Genomic DNA, 20373 nt, shown 5'->3' with positions numbered 1-20373 from the left:
TTGTTGTCGCTCAGATCAGCCTGATCAGGCCGCAGATTTCTGCGGCGGCTGCAACTGCTGCTGACGCGCCGGCAATTCGATCCGGACCACGAGCCCGTGCGGCTTGCGATCGTGCAGCGACAGCGTGCCGCCATGCGCGAGCACGATGGCGTTGGCGATCGACAGGCCGAGGCCGAAGCCCTCGGCCTCGTCCATGTTGCGCGCCTGGTCGCCGCGCACGAACGGCTCCAGCACGGTCGCCTTGTGCGCGTCCGAAATGCCGGGGCCGTCGTCCTCGATGTCGACGACGAGACTGTTAGCCTTGACGTCGAGCCGGACGGCGACTTCGCCGCCGAAGCGTGCGGCATTTTCCACCAGATTGGTGATGCAGCGATGCAGGTCGGCGGGCCGCGCGGTCGCCATGGCGTGCTGCGGCCCCTCGTAGCTCACCTTGTGCCCCATGTCGGCGAACTGGTCGGTGACGAGGTGCAGCGTGCTCGCGATGTCGACCAGCGTCATCTCCTCGAGCTTGCGGTCGTTGCGGAGGAACGACAGCACCGATTCCAGCATCGAGCGCATCTGGTCGAGGTCGCGCAGCATGCGGTGGCGATGGGTCTCGTCCTCGATGAACTCGGCGCGCAGCCGCATCCGCGTGATCGGCGTGCGCAGATCGTGGCTGATCGCGGCCAGCATCTTGGTGCGGTCGTCGATCAAGGCGGTGATGCGCTCGCGCATCCGGTTGAGCGCCTTGGCCAGCGAACGGATCTCCTCCGGGCCGCGCTCGGGCAGCGGCGCGGCGGCGCCGTTCAGGCTGAAGGTCTCGGCGGCCTTGACGAAGGACGACAGCGGCGCCGTCAGCGCCCATGCCGCCCACAGGCCGAGCAGGGTGACGCTGATGACGGCGAACAGCACCGTCATCATCCACGGCCCACCCCAGAACGGCCGCATATGCTGATCCGGCATCAAGTTGGCGGCGAACATGGCGCCATCGGGCAGGCGGATCGCGACGCGGCGGATGTCGCCGTCATGCGGCGTGCTGCCCGCCTCGCGCGGCAGCGAGAAGACGTGATAGCCGGCGCCGAGCCGTCGCAGCGCGTGCAGGTTCGGCGTGTCGGTCTCGGTGAGCGCGCCGGTATCGGCCGGCAGGTCGCCGATTGCGAGTTGCGGGAAGGCTCTGATGACATCAGCCAGGAGCCGCGGCCGCTCCGATGCCGGGGCATGCCCCAGCAATTGTGCCGCAGCGGCGAGCTGGGCGTGGCCGCGATCCGAAGGCTCCGCCCTGTCAGGGCGATGGATCAGGAAGGTGGTGGTAATGATCAGATGCAGCGCGACGATCGAGACGACAACCAGCGCCGCCATCTGGGCGCCGATCCCCCGCAGACTCAGCACGCGCAGCAGCTTCATCGTCAGTTGCTCGTGGCGGCAACCGCCTCCACCCTCGGAGTGAACACATAGCCGCCGGAGCGCACAGTCTTGATCATGGTGGCTTCCTGCGGATCGGGCTCGATCTTGCGGCGAATGCGGCTCACCAGCACGTCGATCGAACGCTCGAACGAGCCGGCGCTGCGGCCCTGCGTCAGGTCGAGGAGGCTGTCGCGCGACAGCACGCGACCGGGCCGCTCGCAGAAGGTGCGCAGCAGGTCGAATTCGGCGCTGGTCATGGCGACGCGCGCACCCTCCGGGTTGCGCAGCTCGCGCAGGCGGATGTCGATGCGCCAGCCCAGGAAGCTCAGCGTGGTCGCGCCCTCGATCGCGCTGGCGTTGCGCGCGGCGGCCTGCCGGCGCAGCACCGCGTTGATGCGCGCCAGCAGCTCGCGCGGGTTGAACGGCTTGGCCAAATAGTCGTCGGCACCCATCTCGAGGCCGAGGATGCGGTCGACGTCCTCGCCGCGCGCGGTCAGCATGATGATCGGTGTCTGCGACTCCGCGCGCACCTTGCGGCACAGGCTGAGGCCGTCCTCGCCGGGCAGCATGACGTCGAGCACCAGGAGATCGACCCGGTGGTCGGTCATGGCCTTGGCCATTTCGCGGCCGTCGGAGGCGGTCGTGACATGGCAGGAATTGGTCCGGAGATATTTTGCGATGAGGGACCGCGTCTCGCGGTCGTCCTCGACGACTAGGATATTGGGCGCAGCCTGGGTCATACCGACTCTTTTGTCCGTGATTCGGGGGAAGCGGCTCAGGAATTTTGTTTCAGTATATTTCTGAAATCTTGCCCGGCTGACGGAGTTTACAGGTCGCCGGGGCCGAGAAAAGTTATCGCTCTGTCATCAAGCCAATGCGTTGAAATTCGGGCCGATCTGTTGCCGGCCGGAGCCCCGGGGTCCGTGATCACGGCAGCCCGAAAAGGAAGCCTGGCTGTCATATCCGGGGCCGGAACCCGAACCCCGGCGACGCGTTGTTTCTACTTTCAGGCGAGGAGGGTGAGATGGCTGTCGAGGTCAGTACCGAGACGACGACCGACACCAGCATCAGACCGCATCAGCTCATTGCAAGCGATCGGGTCGAAGGTACCGCGGTGCGCCGGGCCAACGGGGACATGGTCGGCCACATCGAGCGGCTGATGATCGACAAGATCTCCGGCAAGGTGTCGTACGCGGTGCTGAGCTTCGGCGGTTTCCTCGGCATTGGAACCAATTTGCTTCCGCTGCCTTGGGGCCGGTTGCACTACAACCTGAAGTTCGAAGCCTACGAGCTCGACATCGAGGATGACGAGCTGAAGCGCGCACCGTCGTTCCGCGCCGACAAGGATTTCGACTGGGGCGACCGCTCGCAGGAAGTCGAGCTGCATCGCTTCTACGGCGTGCCGCCATACTGGGGCGGCTTCTGAGCGCGCGGCACTTCGCGCAAACATTGCGGCGAGCGCCAGCCCGTTGCGACGAAGGTGCAGCGCGGTTCGCCGGGACGACTTAGTGAGCCAAACATCGTCACATCAGGGACTGCGCGTCCGGCGCAGTCGTGAGGCTCAACCGCAACCTACTTGAGAGATCAAGATCGCTCTCGTCAAGCACCGCAGCGTTCGCTGCGCTTGACGTCCCCACGCTCCGGTTTGCTGCATCGCTTCCCTGCGCGTTCCCAAGTGACGTTCCCGAGTAGTGGGGCGGCTTTTGATCGCAGGCCCGGTAGGAACGGTTGCCGAGATGACAGGTTCTCCCTGCAACGATTTTGCGAAATGAGGAGAGCCATATGTTGATGAAATCCATCATTGCCGGCGTTGCCGGCACCGCGCTGCTTGCAACCGCAGCCTTTGCGCAGACGCCGACCGACAAGGGCGACAAAATGTCCCCGGCGGCATCGACGACATCGACCACGTCACCGGCCTCGTATCAGGGCAACTGGCGCGCCTCGAAGGTCGTCGGCCTCAGCGTGTACAACGACAAGAACGAGAGCGTCGGGTCGATCAATGATCTCCTGATGGACAAGGACGGCGCCATCAAGGTGGTCGTGATCGGCGTCGGCGGCTTCCTTGGCGTCGGCGAGCATCTGGTCGCCGTGCCGCTCGACAAGGTGAAGTTCGCAAGCGAGCCGGTCGCCTATACCGGCGCGTCGAACACCGGCAGCACGACCAAGTCGACGACCACCACGGGCGCGGCACCGGCTGCGACGGCATCGAAGCCGAATCCCTGGTATCCGGACCACGCAGTGTTCAATGCGACCAAGGATGAGCTGAAGGCGATGCCGGAGTTCAAATACGCGACCGAGTAACGCGCATCGCATGCTATGAAAGCCAAACGCGCCCGGTGCTGCCGGGCGCGTTTTGTTGTGCTTTGCACGAAAGGCCGCTCGTCTGCTGTCGCACGAGACGCCGCGGTCTCATACTTGATGTTGCGGAAACCTCTGCCTGGTTCATACTGCCGCCAATCCCTTCCTCCAGAGCTATTTCCGATCCGATGGAATCGGAACGGAGCGCTAGATTCTTGTTTGACGCGTTTTCTTCACGCGAACCGGTATCCACTTCGCTCGAAAACGCTCTAGAGTGCCTCGACTTCACGATCCATTGGCCGAGGAAGAATACTCCGACGCCTGCAAGAGGTGACGACCATGGACGTCGACAAGGCCACCGCAGTGATTTCCGCAGCTGGCATTGAGCTGACCGATCGGCGCCGGAACGGCACGGATGATGGCTGGTCCCTCAGTTTCTCCAATGGCGCTGTCCTGGAGGTCAGGGACAATGGGGAAGTCTCCGCTTCCGGCAAAGGGGCCGAGGCGGTCGCAGGCCTTCTCGGGTTGCCCAAAAAATCTGGCTGAGGCTGACGCCACGACCGGGCGCCGGGCTCGGTGTGAGCCTTCACTTCGCCGGCTGATATCCGTCGGTCAGCGTCCCGAGAAAGGCAACGACATCGTCGATCTCGGCCGACGTCAGGGCTGGCTCATCTCCAGCCTTGCGGTCAAACGGCGGATCCATGCAGACGTTGGCCTTTGGCCTGTCGGGCAGATCGTCATATTTGTCGATGCTGCCGTCGGCGTTGCGCGGGTACCAACGCTCGGGCCGGGTTTCCCGCTCGACATAGAACCGCACGGAGTCGCGCAGGGAATGCACCGCGCCGTTGTGAAAGAAGGTCTGGCGTAGCGCGACATTGCGGAGTGTCGGGGTACGGAAGAGGCCGCAATAGTCCTCGCGCTTCAGGAAATCCGTGCGTAGGGGTCCACAGAGGCCGAGGTCGAAATAGGCCGGGTCCTTGTTGGCGGGAATGTCGGGATTGCGCGGCACGCCGAGAGCAATCAGTCCGTAATCGGTGAACTGGGGCGGGGTGCCGTCATTGCCCCGCCGGCTGATGTGGCAAGAGGCGCAATTGCCCTTGTTCGCTGCATTGAACAGGTCGAGCCCCCGCGCTTCCGCGGGTGTGAGTTCGGCCTTGCCGGCCAGCATCGCGTCATATTTGCTCGAATAGGGATAAAAAGTCCGATAGTCCTGCTGGTACACTTCGAGTGCCTTGAGGGCCGTCTTGTACACGGTGGCGGGATTGGCGGCCTTCTTGGGCCCGGCAATTGCCGCGATCGCCTTGCCATGGCCAGCGGCGAGCACCCGGCCGGCCACGTCGGCCTCGTTCCGATTGCCCATTTCGAAATCCGAAAGCAGCGGAATCCTGGCCTGGTCGGCACCACGGTCGACCCGCCCGTCCCAGGTGAGGCCACCCGTCGGGCCATTGTCGACGCTTTCGTCGGCCTCGTCCTCGGAATCATGGAAATGCTCGGTGAAGGACGGCACCACCTGCAGATATTTCAGGGAGGGGACGGCGCGCACCCCTGGCTGACGCAGGTCGCCACCTCCCAGTTGCACCGCCATGGCATTGGCCGGGCCGAAACCGCGGGCGGGATCGTGGCAGGATGAACAGGCGAGCTTGCCCGACGGCGAGATAGATGGATCGAAGAACAGGGCCTGACCGAGTGCGCTGAGACGCTCGGCCAGCCGGCGCGCCTCGGCACGCGACATTTCCTGCCTGGCCTGGCCGGGACCGATGGTCAAAGCCAGCAACACGATCGCGGACGCGAAAGCCCGATACTTAATCCGCATGTTGCAAACCGCGCCTATGGCTGGACATCGTCATGGCGATCCGAAGGTGCCTTTGCCGAGCGTCTGGGCTATGACGAAGACCGAACGGAACGATAGCAACAATCCGGTGAGTGCAGGGGGCTGGAATGCGAACGAAATCGGCGGTTGTCGTTTTTGCATCGAGTTTCTTCATCGGTGCGTGCGGTCCGGCGCTGGCAGCCGGGGACAGTCCGGGCGCCAAGAAGGATGCCGCCGGCGATCTGGCGCTGATCGACACGGTCGTGGTGATCTATGCGGAGAACCGCAGCTTCGACAATCTCTACGGCAGTTTTCCGGGCGCGAATGGCGTGGCCAAGGCGTCCGCCTCGACGCGGATCCAGCGCGATCGCGACGGCAAGCGGTTCCGTGAGTTACCGCCGATCTGGGAAGGCCTGACCGCCAAGGGTGTCACGCCGCCGATCACCCAGGCCGAGACCGAGCATCTGCCCAATCGCCCCTTCTATGCTGACGATCCGAAGGGCTTCAGGCTGAGCTACGGCACCATCACGCGCGACCTCTGGCACCGCTTTTATCAGAACCAGATGCAGATCAATGGCGGGCGTAACGACAAATTCGTTGCCCATGCCGACTCGGGCGCCCTGGTGATGAGCCTGTGGGACGGATCGAAATTGGCGATGTGGAAGGTGGCCGAGAAATATGTGCTGGCCGACAATTTCTTCATGGGGGCCTTCGGCGGCTCCTTCCTCAACCATCAATGGCTGGTCTGCGCCTGCGTACCTTACTATCCCCGTGCCGATACCAACCCCGCCAAGCCGTCGATCTCCGTTGTCGAGCGCGATGGCGTGACGTTGACGCAGGCCGCCAACTCGCCGAAATCGGCGATGGACGGCATTCCGAAATATGCCGGCGACGGCAATCTCACCCCTGATTTCTACGCCGTGAACACCATGCAGCCGCCCTATCAGCCGAGCGGCAACGACCCCGCGAAGGATGGCGACAAGGCCTATGCGGATCCGAAGAATGCGACGACGCTTGTGCCGCAGATCGGGGCCCTGGCTCACGCATCCCGGCCATCATCGTCTCTCCGTATGCGCGCCGCGGTTATGTCGACCATACGCCGATGGACACGACATCGATCCTGCGCTTCATCACGCGCCGCTTCGAACTGCCGACGCTGCACGGCATCACCGTGCGCGACGCTGCGATCGCCGCTCGTGGTCAGAAGCCGCTCGGCGACCTGACCAGCGCGCTGGCGCTTAAGGGGAAGTGAGGCGGAGGCTGTGTACCCGTCCGCCTGCGCTCAGGAGCCAGAGCGCGAGGCGCTTCCGCTCACGCCTTGCCATCGGCCACAGGCCGGGCAGCATCGCTTTCAGATGAACGTGTGACCGCGGCGCTGCACGACATGCATCCGCGGCCTTCGCATCGCCGGCGTCACCAGCCCAGTTCACGGAGATAGGCCGCACGGGCGGCGACTCCGGTGTGGGTGAAATCCGTGAAGACCCCGTCCACGCCGAGGCGGAAGAACTTCAGATATTCCAGGCCCGGATCGCCGCGATAGTCGGCCGCCAGATATTTCTTCTCGTTCCGGAAGGTGAAGACATGCACGAACAGGCCGAGCTTGTGCGCATCGGCAATGACGCTGGTTGCTTCCTGCGTCGAGGCCTCCGGCGTCGATCCCTTGTAGGGCTTGCCGTCGGCGTTGCTGTCTTTCCAGGGTGAGATCTTCAACGGAACGATATACGCCTTCCACGGACCGATGCCGTCGGCATAGGTCTTGATCTCCGCGAGGCCCTCAGGGGTCAGCATCGCATCGAAGCCGCGCGAGTCGCCCGCAACCGTCCAGTCGTACGGGCGGGAATTGGCGATGTTGTTCAGCAGGACCTTGCCGGTCTTGAAGTCGACACCGTTGCCGTCGATCAGCTGGACCTGCCGCGTTTCCAGTCCATGGCCGCGCATGTATTTCAGACTGCCGGCCTCGAAGCTCTGAACGACGATCGGAGCGTCCTTCGCGTTGAGGCCGTTCTCCTTGATGATCTTGATCAGGGCATCCTCGAGCGGGTGGCTCCCGGGCGCACCGCAGCCATTGGCGATGGCCTGGGCATTGTTCCAGCTCGGATTCTTGGTTTCCGGATAGACCGAGATGGGACGTCCCGTTGCCTTGCTCTTGGCCTTGGCGATGTCGATGATGTCCTGGAAGCTGATGATCGGGAATTTGCCGTTGAACAGCTTCGGCCTCTCGTTGGCCGCATCATAGGTGGTGCCGGCGATCCAGTTCTTCAGCTCGGCCATGGTGAAGTCGGTGATCGACCAGTCGTTGGTGTGGTCATCGCCATCCACGATCAGTGCTTTCAGCACCGATTTGGGATCGGCCGGATCGATGAGATCGGTGAGGTAGTCGGCTGGCCCGCCGGTGGGAGCTTGCGCCCATTTCCCCTTGACGAGGACACCCGGCGCCGTGCGCTTGCGGGCCGCAACCTCCGGATTGGTCTTCGCCACCTCGGCAATGTTGGTGTTGTCGCCGAGCCACGGGTTGTGGCGTGCCACCAGCACGCAATCCCTGGTCAGGTGCAGGTCCTCTTCGAGCGAATCCGTTCCGAGGTCGGCGGCGAGCTCATACGATGCATCGGTCTCCTCGGGCACCAGGCCCGGCACGCCGCGATGCCCGATGACGAGCGGCGGCTTTCCATCGAGGGTCAGGAAGGGCTTGTTGCCGGCCGGCACTGACGTGGTTTGCGCTGACGCGATCGATGGCGGGAGCATCGCCAAAGCCGCCGCACCGAACAGCATCGCTGCGAGATGTACTTTCCGTCCTGAACGAATGTGCTTCACGGCCACGCCTCCATCTTTGGTGTAGCGTCGGGTCCAGTGCCACAAGGGCCGAGCCGTTCGACGCTGCTGTCTTCTTGTCTCAATCTCCTGACAGCTGGATGACTGTCGGGCGGGGTGGGCCGACAAAGCTTTTGAAATGCATCGCGGCGACGCGCACGTCACCGCGGTTCGGGGCCGACCGTCGCGCGCTTCATCGCTCGATCCGGACGGTCATGCCGGGCTCGAGGCCTTCCGCGGCGCCGGCGGGATCGAGACGCAGCCGCAGCGTGCTGCGGTCATGATCGCCGATCACGCGCTCGGCCTGCCAGGTGGCGAAGGTGCCGAGCGGCCGCAATTCGGTGATCGCGGCCTTGGTCGCGCCGCCGGTGGCATTCCGGATCACGTTCACGGTCTTTCCGATCGCAAGGCCGTCGAGATGGTCCTCGCGCACGTTGAACGACAGCCATTGCTTGCCGGCCGCCGCGACCATCAGGATCGGCTGGCCCGCGCGAACGTTCTCGCCCACTTCCGCAGCGATGACACTGACCACGCCGTCGGCCGGCGCGCGCAGCACCATCTTGTCGAGCCGGCGTTCGAGCACCGCGACGGCGGCCGCGGCCGCCTGCACCTGGGCGTCGGCGATGGCGCGCTCCTCCTTGGTCGGCCCCGCCACTGCGGCGTCGTAATTGGCTTGGGCTGCCGCCACGCCGGCGCGCGCCGCCGCCACGTCATTCTCGGCCTGGTCGAGTGCCTGCTGGGTTTCAAAACTCTGGCTCGCCAATGTGCTGATCCGCTTGAGCTGGACCTCGACATAGTCGAGGCGCGACTTGGCCTTGGAGATGGCCGCCTTAAGGGAATCGACCTGCTCGCGGCGAACGCCGGCATAGACATTGTTGCGGCTTGCGACCGCAGCGGCGAGCGCGGCCCGCGCCTGGTCCGCCTGCGCGGTCAACTCGACCGCGGAGAGCTTGGCGAGAACGTCGCCTGCGTGCACCTGCGCGCCTTTCTCGACCGCGATCGACATAAGCTGGCCGTTCACCTCCGGCTCGACCCTGACCTCGGTCGAGCGCACGACACCGACGGTTGCGGGGGACGACGTCGCGCGGTTCTCGGAATAGATCAGCGCGCCCGCGACGAGCACAAGCGGGACCGCGATGATGGCGATGCGCCTAGCGTTGGGCATGTTGCGGTCCTCTCTTGAACACCAGCGCCGAGATCACGGCGAGTGCGAAATAGCCCAGCGCCAAACACCACAGTCCGAGCCAGTCATGCGAGACCTCCCAGATGCTGGCGCCGAGCTGGTTGATGCGCACGAGGCCGTCGATCGCGGAGTCGGCCGGAAACAGCCGGCCCAGCGCGGTGGCCGCAGCGGGGATGGCCTCGCGCGGCCATGCAAAGCCGGCGGTGAAGAATTGCGGCAGGCTGGTCGCCAGCAGCAGGATGGTGGCGTTTTCCGGCCGCGTGAACCAGGCGCCGATCGCCTGTCCCATAAAACTCGTCGCCAGCAGGAAGACGGTCGCCAGCGCGAAGATCTGCGGCAGATGCCCCAGCGTCGAGAAACCGTAGACGCGCGGCAGCACGATCAGATAGAGCGCGAGCGCCGGCAAATAGATCGTCAGATGGGCGATGCCGCGCCCGAACACGCCGGCGAACGCGCCGCGGCCGCTGGCCAGCGCCGTGCCGGTCAGCATCGCCGCGCCGATCAGGAGCGTCTGCTGCAGGATCAGGATGAATGCCGCCGGCACGATGTAGCTCGCATAGCCGCCGACCGGGTTGAAGATCGGTTGCAGCAGAACATCGGCCGGGCTGAGGCTCGCGAGCTTCGCCTTGACCAGGCTGCCGTCGGAGCGGCCGCCCCGCGACACCAGCTCCGATGTCAGCGTGCCGATCGCGGTGGCGACGCTGCTGGCGGTCGACCTGAAGACGAACAGATAGGTGGCGTCGGCGTAGACCGGAATGTGGGCGGTGATGCCCTTGAGCACGTCGCGCTCGGTATCGGGCGGGATCTGGACCGCGGCAAACGCCTCGCCGCGATCGATCGCGGTGCGCGCCTCCGCCAGCGTGCGGGCGCGCACCGTCACGCTCAACGTGCCGCTGGCATCGAGCGTCTCGACAATCTGGCGGGAGAGATCGCTGAGATCATTGTCGACCACCGCGATCGGCAGCTTGCGCAGGATCTGGTTCAGATAGGGCTGCGGATAGTAGATGCCGTAGATCAGCGGGGCCAGGAACAAGAGGGTGAACGCGCTGCGCGTTCCGAGCACGCGTCGCCACTCTCCGATGAAGGCGCCGCCGACGCCTGGCGATGTCTGTTCGCTAACCGGAGGTTCGGCCGGCCTCTCTGTCGCGAACCAGCCCCTGCGCGTCAGGCTCGCCATGCGCAGCCATGCGAGGCCGGCAAACAGCAGCGCGAGGCCGGCGAGCGCGGCGAAGGGAACAGCGGATTCCGTTGCCGGCAACCCGCGCGCCGCCTGTCCCATCAGGACTGCCATGTACCAGCGCAGCGGCAGGATCGCGCTCCAGACCTGCGCAAACGTGTTCATGCCGATGGTGGGAAAGCCGACGCCGGCGTAGCCGAACGCAGGCGAGGCGATCAGGCCGGCAAGTCCCAGCCCGGTCGCGAGATCGCCGACCAGAAGTTGCAGCAGCGCGCCGACCGACAGATAGGCGATGATGAGGAGCGAGCCGGCGGCGATCATCAGCAACGCGTCGCCCTTGAAGGGAATCTGCAGCACGCCCTCCAGCACCAGCGGCTGGGCCAGCATGATCACGATGAAGATCACAAACAGCGGCGCCAGCTTGCCGGCAAGTGCTGCGACCGGATCGCCGCCGGCGCTTGCGAGCCACTCTCGCGCATTGCGGCGGCGGAATTCGGAGCCGACCGAATAGCCCGCTGCGAGCGTGATCACCACATGGATGATGGTGGGCAGCAGCGCACGCAACAGGAATTGCCCGTAGTTCTTCTGCGGATTGACCAGTGCGATGGTCTCCGCGCTCAGCGTGCCCATTGAGGCCGGCGCCGGTGCCGCGCGGCTGGCCGGAGCTGCCGCGTTCGCCGCGGCGGTCAGTGCATCGCTCAGCCCGGAGGACGCGATGCCGGCCGCCGTCAGGAATTGCTGGTTGTAGAAGCCGACGACCTGCGGGCGGCGATCGGCCTTCAGGTCGCGGTCGAAATTCGGCGGGATGAAGATCGCCGAAATCGCCTTGCCGGACCGGATGTCCTGCACGGCGGTCGACAGCGATCCGGAATCGTCGACGATTCGCAGGCTCGGCGACGCCGCGACATGCTGCATCAATGCGCGCGAGCTATCCGACTTGTCGGCGTCGACGATCGTGACGCCGAGACTGCGGATCACCGGCTGGCTGAACACGGTGGTGAGCACCACGAAGGCGAACAGCGGCACGCCGAAGATCAGGAGCAGCGCGACGCGGTCGCGGAACAGCCAAAGGCACTCGCGCTGCGCGACCAGCCAGAATCCCGGCTTCGATGCCAGCCTCATTGGCGCGACCGCCAATCGAGATAGGCGCTCATGCCCGGCCGCAATTCGGGCACCGGTTGCACCGGATAGGCGCGGATCGAGAATGTCCGCAAATCGAAATCGCCGGTGGCGCGCGTCGCCCGCCAGCTCGCATACTCGCCCTTGGTTGCGATCAGCTTGACCTCGACCGTGACGTGACGGTCGTCGAGCGCGGGAATGCGGACGTCGAACTTGTCGCCGACCTTGAGGCCCTTGACCAGATCCTCGCGCAGATCGAAGTGGACCCAGAGATCGCCGAGATCGATCAGGGTCACCAGCGGCACGCCCGGCGAGACATATTCGCCCGGCTCGACATTGCGCTGATAGACCTGCGAGGCGATGGGAGCATAGACCGCGAGTTGATCGATGACCGATTTGACACTCTGAATGTCCGCTTCGGCCTTCCCGACATTGGCTTTCGCGATCGCGCGCTCTTCCTTGGTGTAGCCGTTGACCGCCTGCTCATAGGCCGACTTGGCCTGATCGAGCCCGCGCTCGGCTTCATGTAGCGCGTCGGTGGTCTGGTCGAGACGCGCCTGCGGCGCGTTGCCTTGCTCGGTCAGCGTCTTGGCGCGATCGAAGGTCTTCTGCGCCAGCACCTGGGCTGCCTCCGCGCGCTCCATCTCCGCCTTCCGCGCGGCGATGGTTTCGGCCCGTGTGCCAACCAGAACATTGGCGAGTTGGGCATCGGCAACCGCCTTGGCCGCGCGCATTTGATCTTGTTTTGCAAGGGTTTCCGGATTGTCGATGCGCACCAGCACGGCGCCCGCGGTGACATTCTGGCCGCGCTCGACCGGAATCTCCTTGACCCTGCCGTCGACGCGCGCGGCGATATCGAGCCGCGTCGCATCGACCTCGCCCTGCACCAGCAGCGGCTCGGGCCGCAGCAGATAATAGATCGACAGCGCAACGATGATGGCGGCAATGACACCGACGATGATGGCCGGCGTGCGCGTCGCAGCGTGCGGATTCGCGGGCGGATTCTCTTGGCCTGGTGCAGATGTCGGCTCGGGCGTGCTTTGGTTTTCGTTACCAGAGGCTTGCACGTCCATGGCTCACTCCACTTGGCTCATGACCACGATAGCCATTCACTATGGCGCGGATGTTAAATCCTGTCCAACCTCGGCGGACTTGTTCAATTGTGCTCCGATTTGATCAATCGCGTTGCAAGCAGGCGCGCCCGGGGGGCTGCCGGGCGCGCTTCCGCTTCTCGCTGGTCGGCCCCTCGCGCGTACGGTCGGCGGCGAAGGCGAGTTGGTGTCACGTAGCCAGGCGGGCTCAGGCGCGCGGTGCGCGATACTCGGCGCGTGTCACCAGCCAGTCCGCTGCGGCCGCAAGGTCCGGCTCTGCGCCCAGGCCTGGTCCGTGCGGCAGCGGGAACAGTCCCTGCTGCACGCGCGGGAAAGGTTGCGCCAGCGCTTCGCGCAACGGATTTTCCATCACGTCATGCTCGAGCAAGCCGGGGCCGCCGACCGCGGCGAGCACCTGGGCCGCAGCAAGCAGACCGACGCCGCTGCCGAGCCAATGCGGACAGTAGGAGCGTCCCGCCTGCACCGCGCGCCGGCCGACAGCAGTGGCGCCGGTGACGCCGCCCCATTTCAGCATGTCGGGCTGTACCACGCCGTGATGACCGCTGCCGATCAAGGTTGCGAACGCCTCATAGCCCAAGACGTTCTCGCCACCCGCCAGCGGAACCGGCGACAGCAACGCAAGTTCCGCCCATTCGACGGCAGGGCGGTCGGCTGCAAGCGGCTCCTCGATCCAGCCGAGGCCGAACGCGCCGAGCCGCGGCACCGCGCGGCGCGCTTCAGCAAGATCCCAGCCCTGGTTCGCATCCACCATCAGCCGTTCGCCCGATCGCAAGTCGCGCGTGATGTTGGCGACAACGGCGGTGTCGGTTTCGCTGCCGAACGCGACCTTGACCTTGAAGGCGCGGAATCCGGCGTCACGACAGCGCGCCACCGTCTCTGCGGCGGTGTCGGGATTGAGGCCGCTTGCATAGGCGGGCACCACGTCGCGCGCCGCCGTCCCGGCGAGCATGGCGCGCAGCGATTGTCCGGCGCGCCGCGCGGCAAGATCCCACAGCGCGAGGTCGAGCCCGCCGAGGCAGGCGGCAAACGGGCCGGGCTCCGCGCCCTGCAGCGCCCAGCGGTGGGTCCGCGCGGTCAGGGTGTGCCAGGCGTCCGCGGGATCGAGATAGGTTCCGGCGAGCGCCGCGGAGCAGATCACGGTTTCGAGCAGCCGCATCTTGTTGTCGGCGCTGTAGGGCGGGAAGTTGCACCAGATCTCTCCCCAGCCATGCGCGCCGTCGGAATCCTCGACGCGCAACAGCAGGACGCTGCGCCGTGGAATGCTGCCGAACGAGGTCTTGACGGGCTCGCTCACTTCGGCGCGAAACAAAAATGCCTCGATGCGCGCGATGCTGATGGTCATGGTTGCTGCTCCCTTTCAATGATGCGTGTGCGTGTCACAGCATCGAAACGTCAATTCGAACAGGGTGCCGGCTCAAGCCCTCTTCAGCGTCGCCGGCGCATTCGCGGCGCCGATGAAGCGGCTGCTCACGATGATCGGCGCCAGCACCGCGGCGACGAAGGTGAGGACGGCGAGGAAGTAGAGCCCGGCCTCGTAGCTGTGCGTGGCATCCTTGATCCAGCCGATCACATAGGGTCCGACGAAGCCGCCGAGGTTTCCGATCGCGTTGATGAGCGCGATGCCGGCGGCCGCGGCATTGCCCGACAGGAAGGTCGACGGCAGCGGCCAGAACGGCGGCTTGGCACCATAGATGCCGACTGCGGCAACCGCCATGACCGCGACGGCGAGCAGCGATCCGGACATCATGCCGGCCGCGGCCAGACCGAACGCGGTGAGGGCGAGCGTCGCGCAAAGCGTCCAGCGGCGCTCATTGTAGCGGTCGGAGATCAAGCCGAAAGCGAGGATGCCTAGCGTGCCGAAGATGTAGGGGACCGAGGTCGTGATTCCGGTCTGCATGTCGGTCAGGCCGAGACCCTTCAGGATCTGCGGCAGGAAAAATGCGAGGCCGAGATTGGCCGTGGTGTTCGCGAACCAGATGAAGGCGAGCGCGAGCACGCGCGCATCCGCCAGGGATTGCAGCACGCTCAGGCCATGGACTGCGATCGCGCGCTCCTCATTGTCGATTGCGTTCTGCAGTCGGCTCCGCTCCTCGAAGCTGAGCCATCGGGCCTCGCTCGGCCGGTCGGGTATCACCTTCAGGAAGACGAGGCCCATCAGCGTGGTCGGCAGGCCTTCGAGGATGAACAGCCATTGCCATCCCTTCAAGCCGGCCAACCCATCCATCTGGAGGATCGCCGTCGAGATCGGCCCGCCGAGCGCGAGCGAGACCGGCACCGCGACGATGAATGCCGCGATCATGCGCGCGCGGTACTGCTGCGGAAACCAATAGGTTAGATACAGGATCACGCCTGGAAAGAACCCGGCTTCCGCAGCGCCGAGCAGAAAGCGCATCACGATAAAGCTGGCAGGCCCTTGCACCAGCGCCATTGCCGCCGCGATCAGACCCCAGGAAATCATGATGCGCGAGATCCAGCGCCTTGCGCCGACCTTCGCCATCATCAGGTTGCTCGGGATCTCGCAAATGAAATAGCCGAGGAAGAAGACGCCCGCTCCAAGCCCGTAGACATAAGACGAGATGCCGATATCCGCATTCATCCTCAGCGCGGCAAATCCCACATTGACCCGGTCGATATAGGCAAGGATGTAGGAGACGAACAACACCGGCATCAGCCGCACGAAAGCCTTCCTTATCGCCCTGTCGGCAACCGGCTCGGACATGCTCGCTCCCGTGTCGTTGTTGTTGTTCGCACATGGCGTGTCGTCTGCCGTCCGGACGTCCGGGCGTCATTCTCTTCGGCGGCGGGCAACGCGCCGGTCAGGCGGATGAGACGCCTTATCGGTCGGCGCGCGCTGCGAACAATGATTTGTTCAGATGGCGCCATCTCAAAAGCAGATGGTGGGTAGTTGCGTCGATCCGTCCCGCCGCGCCGGTCGGCATCGGGGTCGATCCGGAGCCTCGGAATTGTCGAGGAATGTCGAGCCGTTCCACGGCGTTCCGATGCCGCGAAAAATTATACTTTACGGAAGTAAAGTTTTGTGCCATGGTCTGTTCGATCGGGCGGGAAGCGTGCTTGCACCGCCACGAGGCATCGACCGAAAGGGTCGCGAACACCGGGATGAAACGATGATCGAGGAACGCGACATCAGCGTCGCCATGAGGGACGGCACTCGCCTTGCGGTCGACGTCTACCGTCCGGACGCAGCCGGCCAATACCCCGTGCTGTATGCGTCAGCGCTGCACAACAAGGACATCCAGGGACCCGACATCGCCGACATCCTGCCGCCGCAGCCGGCTCACGCGCCGCTGTGGTTCGGTCCGATCGAGGCGGGAGATACGCGGCGCTTCATCGCCAATGGCTATGTCCACGTGATCGCCCAGCCGCGCGGCTCGGCCAAGTCGGAAGGGCATTATGGCCACGAAGACACCGACCATTACGACCTGATCGAATGGATCACGCAGCAGCCATGGTCAGACGGCAAGGTCGGGATGGTCGGCATCTCCGGATTTGCCGGCGAACAATGGCGTGCAGCCGCGCAAGGACATCCCGCGCTGAGGGCCATCTTCCCCTATGACGCGTGCAGCGCGTATGGTGGCATGTTCGGATACCGCGACTTCAATCCCGGCGGCGTCCTGCACAGCTTCCCTTATCTGCTCGACGTCTTCAGCACGGTCCATGAAACGCGCGACCGCCCTGGTGAGCTGCCGCCCGCCGAGGAAGAGCTGTGGCGCCGGGCCATGCGGAACCCGGACTTCAAGCAGTACATCAATCTCTACAACATCCTGACCCAGAAGGGGCAGCGCACCTTCATCATGTATCTCATGATGACGCATCCCTGGGAGGCGGACGGCACCGTCGAGCGTGCGGAGGAGATCTTCAGGAAGATCACGATTCCGTTCTACACCGGCTCCGGCGCTTACGCGTACACCTACAAGCTGCACTGGCTCGGTGCGCAGCACTATTTCCAGAACGTCGATGCGCCGAAGAAGCTGCTGTTCACCGGGCCGGCTCATCTCGAGCGGCCGTTCCACCAGCTCCATGATGAAATCATCCGCTGGTACGATCACTGGCTCAAGGGGCACGACACCGGCATCATGGACGAGCCGCCGGTGCGCTACTGGCTGATGGGTGCCAACGAATGGCGGACCGGCGCGAACTGGCCGCTGCCGGAGACGCAGTGGACCAAATACCATCTCTCCCATTGGGAGGCGCTGTCGACCGAGCCGCCGCGGTCGGCCGCGGAGGCTGGCGCTTCGGCCCGCGAGCCCGACGTATTCACGCAGATGCCGCTGACGCGGACGACCAAGGTCGAGCGGCTGCGCTACATGACCGATCCGCTGCCGCATGACGTCACCGTTGCCGGCCCGATCACGCTGACGCTGTATGCTGCGATCGATCAGGACGACACCAACTGGATCGTCGTGCTCAAGGACGTCGGCCCCGACGTGTCGGTCCGGACTGCGCGCGAAGGCGAGCGCGACGTTCCCTCGACATTGCCCGAGCGCGAGCTGACGCGGGGTTGGCTGAAGGCGTCCTATCGCGCGCTCGACGAGCAGCGCTCGAAGCCCTGGGAGCCGTTCCACAGACTGACGCAGGATGCCATCGCCCCTGTGACGCCGGGCGACGTGGTCGAGTACCGGATCCAGATCCTCGCCACCGCGAACCAGTTCAAGGCCGGCCATCGCATCTGCCTCGACATCACCTGCATGGATGTCCCGACCGGCACAGGAGCGATGACCAATGTCGAGTACATCCCGTACCACGTCTGCAGCAGCAGGACCGTCACGCACAAGGTCTATCGGGACGCGGAGCGTCCGTCCCATCTGCTGCTGCCGATCATTCCTGACGCCGTCAACCAACAGCAGGCCTGACACCAACACCGGCACAAGGGAGCGCGTGCGCCATGACGACTATTCGATTTGAACGAGACGGTGCCATCGGGACCATCGTGCTGGCGAACCCGCCATTCAATCGTCTGGACTCGCGCTTTGCGGAGGCCTTGCGATCCGCCGTGCGTCAGGCCAGCGAAAGCGACATCCGCGTGCTGGTGGTGCGCGCCGAAGGACCGCACTTCAGCTTCGGCGGCGAGGTGCGCGAATGGCCGGGCAAGGACGTCAACTGGTTCAGGACGTTTGTCGCCGACGTGAACACGTCCTATCGGGCGATCGAGTTGCTGAAGATCCCGACAGTGGCGGTGGTGCAGGGGATTGCCTTCGGCGGCGGCTTCGAGCTGGCGCTGGCGTGCGATTTTCTTGTCGCCGCCGAAAACGCGACGTTCCGTTGCGTCGAGGTCACGACGGCGATGCTTCCGATCGCCGGCGCCCTGCAGCGCATCGCGGATCGCGCCGGCCGGGCGCGCGCATCGCGATTTGCGATGCTTGGCGAGCCGATCTCCGGACAGGAAGCGGGCGCGCTCGGAATTGCCACCCATGTGGTGCCCGAGAACGAAGTTTCGGCGACCGCGGCGGCGCTGGCCCGGCAACTCGCGACGGGGCCGACCAGGTCATATGCCGCGACGCGCACCCTGCTCAAGGCGTGGTCGAGCGGCGGCGTCGCCGCCGCGGATCTCGTCATGCTCGATGTCGCGATGGAGCTCTACAACGGCGCCGACGCCCAGCGCGGCTTTGCCAACACCGCGGCAGCCTTCGACAAGGACATCGAGCCGCCGCCGCTCGTGTTCGAAGGCAAATAGGTCGCGCGGCCGCCGGTGATGGGCTCGCGACGAGCCGCTCGACACGTCGCGTGACGCTCGGCCGGGAAGCATGCTAATCGAAGGCCAAATGACGCAGAAAACGAAGCTGGCGACCGGGCGTCGCGGCCGCCCGCGCCAACGAGCCGAACAACAGCGTTCGATCGAGACCCGAACCTCGATCCTCGATGCTGCCATCGCGGAATTTGCCGAACGCGGATTCGAAGCCGCAAGCATTCGGGCCATCGCCGATCGGCTCGGCTTGCAACATCCGCTGATCACCTATCACTATCGCAGCAAGGAGATCCTGTGGCGAGCGGCGGCGGAGCACGCCTTCGCCCAGATTCGGGCCGGGTGGGATATCTCGGCGCCCGAAGCATCCGATCTGTCGCCGCTGCAGCGGCTCCGCCAGGAATACACCACGCTGTTCCGCTTCACGGTCGCGTTTCCTGAATTTCATCGATTCATGCGGCAGGAGACGCTGACAGATAATCCGCGGCTGAAATGGGTGGCCGAAGCGATCCTGGCTCCGCTGCTGGAGCGATTGCTGCCGCAAATCATCGAAGTTCAGAAACAGGGTCTGCTGCCCGCCGTCGACCCCATTCTTTTTCACTACATGATGGTCAGCCTGACCGCCACGCTGTCGGAATTTGGCCCTGAAATGCAGGTGACGGGCGGACTGTCCTCCGCCGACCCGAAGGTCGTCGAGGCGTATTGGCGCCTCGTTGACGAGACGGTGTTCGCCAACGTCCCCAAGGGCAGAGGGAACGCACAGAAGCGCTGAAGGGGGCACCTCGCCGTTGACCCGGTCGAAACACGGGGCGCACGCGGTTTGAGCTTCTCCAGAACGGCGTTTGCCGGTGGCACCGGACGTGCGAGCCGCGCCGCTCGATCAGCCCAGCCTTGCGGGTTACGCAGGTCCTTTGGGATCACACGGATATTTGAAACCCCGCGCCCGAATAAATCGCATCCGATTAAATCGGGATACTTGAAAGCCGGCCGCGCCGTGCCTTTATAAATCGCGAGCGACTTAATCGTATGCGATGCAAATCGCGGGAGCGTTACCATGACCACCAGGATTTCCCACGTCGGAATCACGTTCAAAACCATCGCCCTGGCCCTGGCGCTGTCGGCCGTCACGGCGACGGCGGCCTCGGCCCAGGCTGCAATCTCCGAGCCGGCCGCCTACCAGGCGCTCTATCCCTATCGGGACGTGCTCAATAACGGCGCGCCGACGCCGGCGGCAAAACTGGTGCTGGAGCCGCCCGCAGTGCTGCAGGCGCTTCAGGCCCAGGAGAGCGGCATCGGCATCGTTCACGCGCCGCGCCACGGTTCGCATCGTGCAGGCCGATAGAGCTAGCGCTTTCAAAGCGAAGCGGATCGATTGCGCGGTCCCGGTGATCGCGTGGTCGAAGTTCTGCACGGTGCCGGCGCGCCGCCCTGCACGCTGATTGGTGCGGCGCATCCTATCAGCCCGGAAATCCCGATGTTAGGCTGGTCGCGGCAGGAGCGTTTGCGTCCTGTCTGACAGCAACGGGAGGACGACATGGCTGAGAGCGTCTACAAGGTTATCGAGCTGATCGGTACCAGCAAGGACTCCTGGGAAAAGGCCGCCACAGCGGCGGTCAGCAGGGCCGGAGAGTCCCTGCGCGATTTGCGCGTCGCCGAGGTCGTCCAGCTCGATCTGCAACTGGACGCCGCAGGCAAGGTCGAAGCTTACCGTGCCAAGTTGAAAGTCTCATTCAAGTTCGAAGGTTCGTAAGCGCTCGCAAAGCCGCTCCCCACGAATTCGCG

The 20373-nt window shown here is 64.8% G+C and carries 17 protein-coding genes and 1 pseudogene; 9 read left to right on the top strand and 9 right to left on the bottom strand.

Going from position 1 to position 20373, the window contains the following annotated elements:
* Nucleotides 1-24: 24 nt before the first annotated feature.
* Together G6P99_RS34815 and G6P99_RS34810 are read right to left on the bottom strand one after the other, a co-directional pair.
* The gene (locus tag G6P99_RS34815; RefSeq protein ID WP_029078976.1) at nucleotides 25-1383 is read right to left on the bottom strand and encodes an ATP-binding protein; all 1359 of its coding nucleotides are present in this window, start codon (nucleotides 1381-1383) and stop codon (nucleotides 25-27) included.
* Between the two features lie 2 nt (nucleotides 1384-1385).
* The gene (locus G6P99_RS34810) at nucleotides 1386-2123 is read right to left on the bottom strand and encodes a response regulator (protein WP_029078975.1); all 738 of its coding nucleotides are present in this window, start codon (nucleotides 2121-2123) and stop codon (nucleotides 1386-1388) included.
* 284 nt (nucleotides 2124-2407) lie between these two features.
* On the opposite strand from G6P99_RS34810, the gene G6P99_RS34805 reads away from it, so the two are divergent.
* From G6P99_RS34805 to G6P99_RS34795, 3 genes are all read left to right on the top strand, one after another.
* On the top strand, nucleotides 2408-2809 hold the full coding sequence (locus G6P99_RS34805) for a PRC-barrel domain-containing protein (RefSeq protein ID WP_029078974.1): 402 nt from the start codon (nucleotides 2408-2410) through the stop codon (nucleotides 2807-2809).
* A 356-nt stretch (nucleotides 2810-3165) separates the two neighbouring features.
* Nucleotides 3166-3684 (top strand): PRC-barrel domain-containing protein, encoded by a 519-nt coding sequence (locus tag G6P99_RS34800; protein ID WP_029078973.1) that lies wholly within the window; start codon nucleotides 3166-3168, stop codon nucleotides 3682-3684.
* A gap of 336 nt (nucleotides 3685-4020) precedes the next feature.
* Complete coding sequence (locus G6P99_RS34795) at nucleotides 4021-4227, top strand: hypothetical protein (RefSeq protein ID WP_029078972.1); 207 nt, start codon at nucleotides 4021-4023, stop codon at nucleotides 4225-4227.
* A gap of 40 nt (nucleotides 4228-4267) precedes the next feature.
* Here the strand turns inward: G6P99_RS34795 and G6P99_RS34790 are convergent, their stop codons facing one another.
* Nucleotides 4268-5494: a cytochrome-c peroxidase gene (locus G6P99_RS34790; protein ID WP_165125224.1), complete on the bottom strand. Its 1227-nt coding sequence runs from the start codon at nucleotides 5492-5494 to the stop codon at nucleotides 4268-4270.
* A gap of 125 nt (nucleotides 5495-5619) precedes the next feature.
* Here G6P99_RS34790 and acpA point away from each other — a divergent pair.
* Nucleotides 5620-6743 (top strand): annotated as a pseudogene (acpA, locus tag G6P99_RS34785) (acid phosphatase).
* A gap of 161 nt (nucleotides 6744-6904) precedes the next feature.
* On the opposite strand, the gene G6P99_RS34780 reads toward acpA, so the two are convergent.
* The 6 genes from G6P99_RS34780 to G6P99_RS34755 all read right to left on the bottom strand — a co-directional run bounded on the left by G6P99_RS34780 (nucleotide 6905) and on the right by G6P99_RS34755 (nucleotide 15609).
* The gene (locus G6P99_RS34780) at nucleotides 6905-8302 is read right to left on the bottom strand and encodes a glycerophosphodiester phosphodiesterase family protein (RefSeq protein WP_245284545.1); all 1398 of its coding nucleotides are present in this window, start codon (nucleotides 8300-8302) and stop codon (nucleotides 6905-6907) included.
* A 190-nt stretch (nucleotides 8303-8492) separates the two neighbouring features.
* A complete protein-coding gene (locus G6P99_RS34775) occupies nucleotides 8493-9464 on the bottom strand; it encodes an HlyD family secretion protein (RefSeq protein ID WP_029078970.1) in 972 nt (323 codons plus the stop codon).
* Complete coding sequence (locus G6P99_RS34770; protein ID WP_035976325.1) at nucleotides 9451-11781, bottom strand: ABC transporter permease; 2331 nt, start codon at nucleotides 11779-11781, stop codon at nucleotides 9451-9453. The genes G6P99_RS34775 and G6P99_RS34770 overlap by 14 nt, the downstream gene beginning before the upstream one ends.
* The gene (locus tag G6P99_RS34765; protein WP_029078968.1) at nucleotides 11778-12851 is read right to left on the bottom strand and encodes an HlyD family secretion protein; all 1074 of its coding nucleotides are present in this window, start codon (nucleotides 12849-12851) and stop codon (nucleotides 11778-11780) included. The genes G6P99_RS34770 and G6P99_RS34765 overlap by 4 nt, the downstream gene beginning before the upstream one ends.
* 226 nt (nucleotides 12852-13077) lie before the next feature.
* Nucleotides 13078-14232, bottom strand: coding sequence for a mandelate racemase/muconate lactonizing enzyme family protein (locus tag G6P99_RS34760; RefSeq protein WP_035976324.1), 1155 nt, complete (start codon nucleotides 14230-14232; stop codon nucleotides 13078-13080).
* 72 nt (nucleotides 14233-14304) lie between these two features.
* Entirely contained in the window at nucleotides 14305-15609 is a 1305-nt protein-coding gene (locus tag G6P99_RS34755) for an MFS transporter (RefSeq protein ID WP_029078967.1), read from the bottom strand.
* Between the two features lie 406 nt (nucleotides 15610-16015).
* Between G6P99_RS34755 and G6P99_RS34750 the strand changes: the two genes are divergently transcribed.
* The 5 genes from G6P99_RS34750 to G6P99_RS34730 all read left to right on the top strand — a co-directional run bounded on the left by G6P99_RS34750 (nucleotide 16016) and on the right by G6P99_RS34730 (nucleotide 20341).
* On the top strand, nucleotides 16016-17761 hold the full coding sequence (locus G6P99_RS34750; RefSeq protein WP_029078966.1) for a CocE/NonD family hydrolase: 1746 nt from the start codon (nucleotides 16016-16018) through the stop codon (nucleotides 17759-17761).
* A 32-nt stretch (nucleotides 17762-17793) separates the two neighbouring features.
* The gene (locus G6P99_RS34745) at nucleotides 17794-18582 is read left to right on the top strand and encodes an enoyl-CoA hydratase/isomerase family protein (protein ID WP_029078965.1); all 789 of its coding nucleotides are present in this window, start codon (nucleotides 17794-17796) and stop codon (nucleotides 18580-18582) included.
* An 88-nt stretch (nucleotides 18583-18670) separates the two neighbouring features.
* Nucleotides 18671-19363 carry a TetR/AcrR family transcriptional regulator gene (locus G6P99_RS34740; RefSeq protein WP_029078964.1) on the top strand — a complete coding sequence of 231 codons (693 nt, stop codon included), beginning with the start codon at nucleotides 18671-18673 and terminating at the stop codon, nucleotides 19361-19363.
* A 282-nt stretch (nucleotides 19364-19645) separates the two neighbouring features.
* Entirely contained in the window at nucleotides 19646-19933 is a 288-nt protein-coding gene (locus G6P99_RS34735; RefSeq protein WP_165122994.1) for a hypothetical protein, read from the top strand.
* Nucleotides 19934-20125: 192 nt separating this feature from the next.
* Nucleotides 20126-20341, top strand: coding sequence for a dodecin family protein (locus G6P99_RS34730; RefSeq protein WP_029078962.1), 216 nt, complete (start codon nucleotides 20126-20128; stop codon nucleotides 20339-20341).
* Nucleotides 20342-20373 lie beyond the last annotated feature (32 nt).

Origin of the sequence: Bradyrhizobium sp. 6(2017), assembly GCF_011058295.2 — a bacterium.
GTDB classification, from domain to species: Bacteria; Pseudomonadota; Alphaproteobacteria; order Rhizobiales; family Xanthobacteraceae; genus Bradyrhizobium; species Bradyrhizobium septentrionale.
The sequence above is the reverse complement of the archived record's forward strand: the minus strand, read 5'-3'. Positions and strand labels throughout refer to the sequence as shown.

Coding starts and splice junctions, on each gene's coding strand:
- G6P99_RS34810 (WP_029078975.1), bottom strand. CDS start 2,123: ATGACCCAGGCTGCGCCCAATATCCTAGTCGTCGAGGACGACCGCGAG.
- G6P99_RS34760 (WP_035976324.1), bottom strand. CDS start 14,232: ATGACCATCAGCATCGCGCGCATCGAGGCATTTTTGTTTCGCGCCGAA.
- G6P99_RS34800 (WP_029078973.1), top strand. CDS start 3,166: ATGTTGATGAAATCCATCATTGCCGGCGTTGCCGGCACCGCGCTGCTT.
- G6P99_RS34765 (WP_029078968.1), bottom strand. CDS start 12,851: ATGGACGTGCAAGCCTCTGGTAACGAAAACCAAAGCACGCCCGAGCCG.
- G6P99_RS34730 (WP_029078962.1), top strand. CDS start 20,126: ATGGCTGAGAGCGTCTACAAGGTTATCGAGCTGATCGGTACCAGCAAG.
- G6P99_RS34750 (WP_029078966.1), top strand. CDS start 16,016: ATGATCGAGGAACGCGACATCAGCGTCGCCATGAGGGACGGCACTCGC.
- G6P99_RS34790 (WP_165125224.1), bottom strand. CDS start 5,494: ATGCGGATTAAGTATCGGGCTTTCGCGTCCGCGATCGTGTTGCTGGCT.
- G6P99_RS34755 (WP_029078967.1), bottom strand. CDS start 15,609: ATGTCCGAGCCGGTTGCCGACAGGGCGATAAGGAAGGCTTTCGTGCGG.
- G6P99_RS34735 (WP_165122994.1), top strand. CDS start 19,646: ATGACCACCAGGATTTCCCACGTCGGAATCACGTTCAAAACCATCGCC.
- G6P99_RS34775 (WP_029078970.1), bottom strand. CDS start 9,464: ATGCCCAACGCTAGGCGCATCGCCATCATCGCGGTCCCGCTTGTGCTC.
- G6P99_RS34815 (WP_029078976.1), bottom strand. CDS start 1,383: ATGAAGCTGCTGCGCGTGCTGAGTCTGCGGGGGATCGGCGCCCAGATG.
- G6P99_RS34770 (WP_035976325.1), bottom strand. CDS start 11,781: ATGAGGCTGGCATCGAAGCCGGGATTCTGGCTGGTCGCGCAGCGCGAG.
- G6P99_RS34745 (WP_029078965.1), top strand. CDS start 17,794: ATGACGACTATTCGATTTGAACGAGACGGTGCCATCGGGACCATCGTG.
- G6P99_RS34795 (WP_029078972.1), top strand. CDS start 4,021: ATGGACGTCGACAAGGCCACCGCAGTGATTTCCGCAGCTGGCATTGAG.
- G6P99_RS34740 (WP_029078964.1), top strand. CDS start 18,671: ATGACGCAGAAAACGAAGCTGGCGACCGGGCGTCGCGGCCGCCCGCGC.
- G6P99_RS34805 (WP_029078974.1), top strand. CDS start 2,408: ATGGCTGTCGAGGTCAGTACCGAGACGACGACCGACACCAGCATCAGA.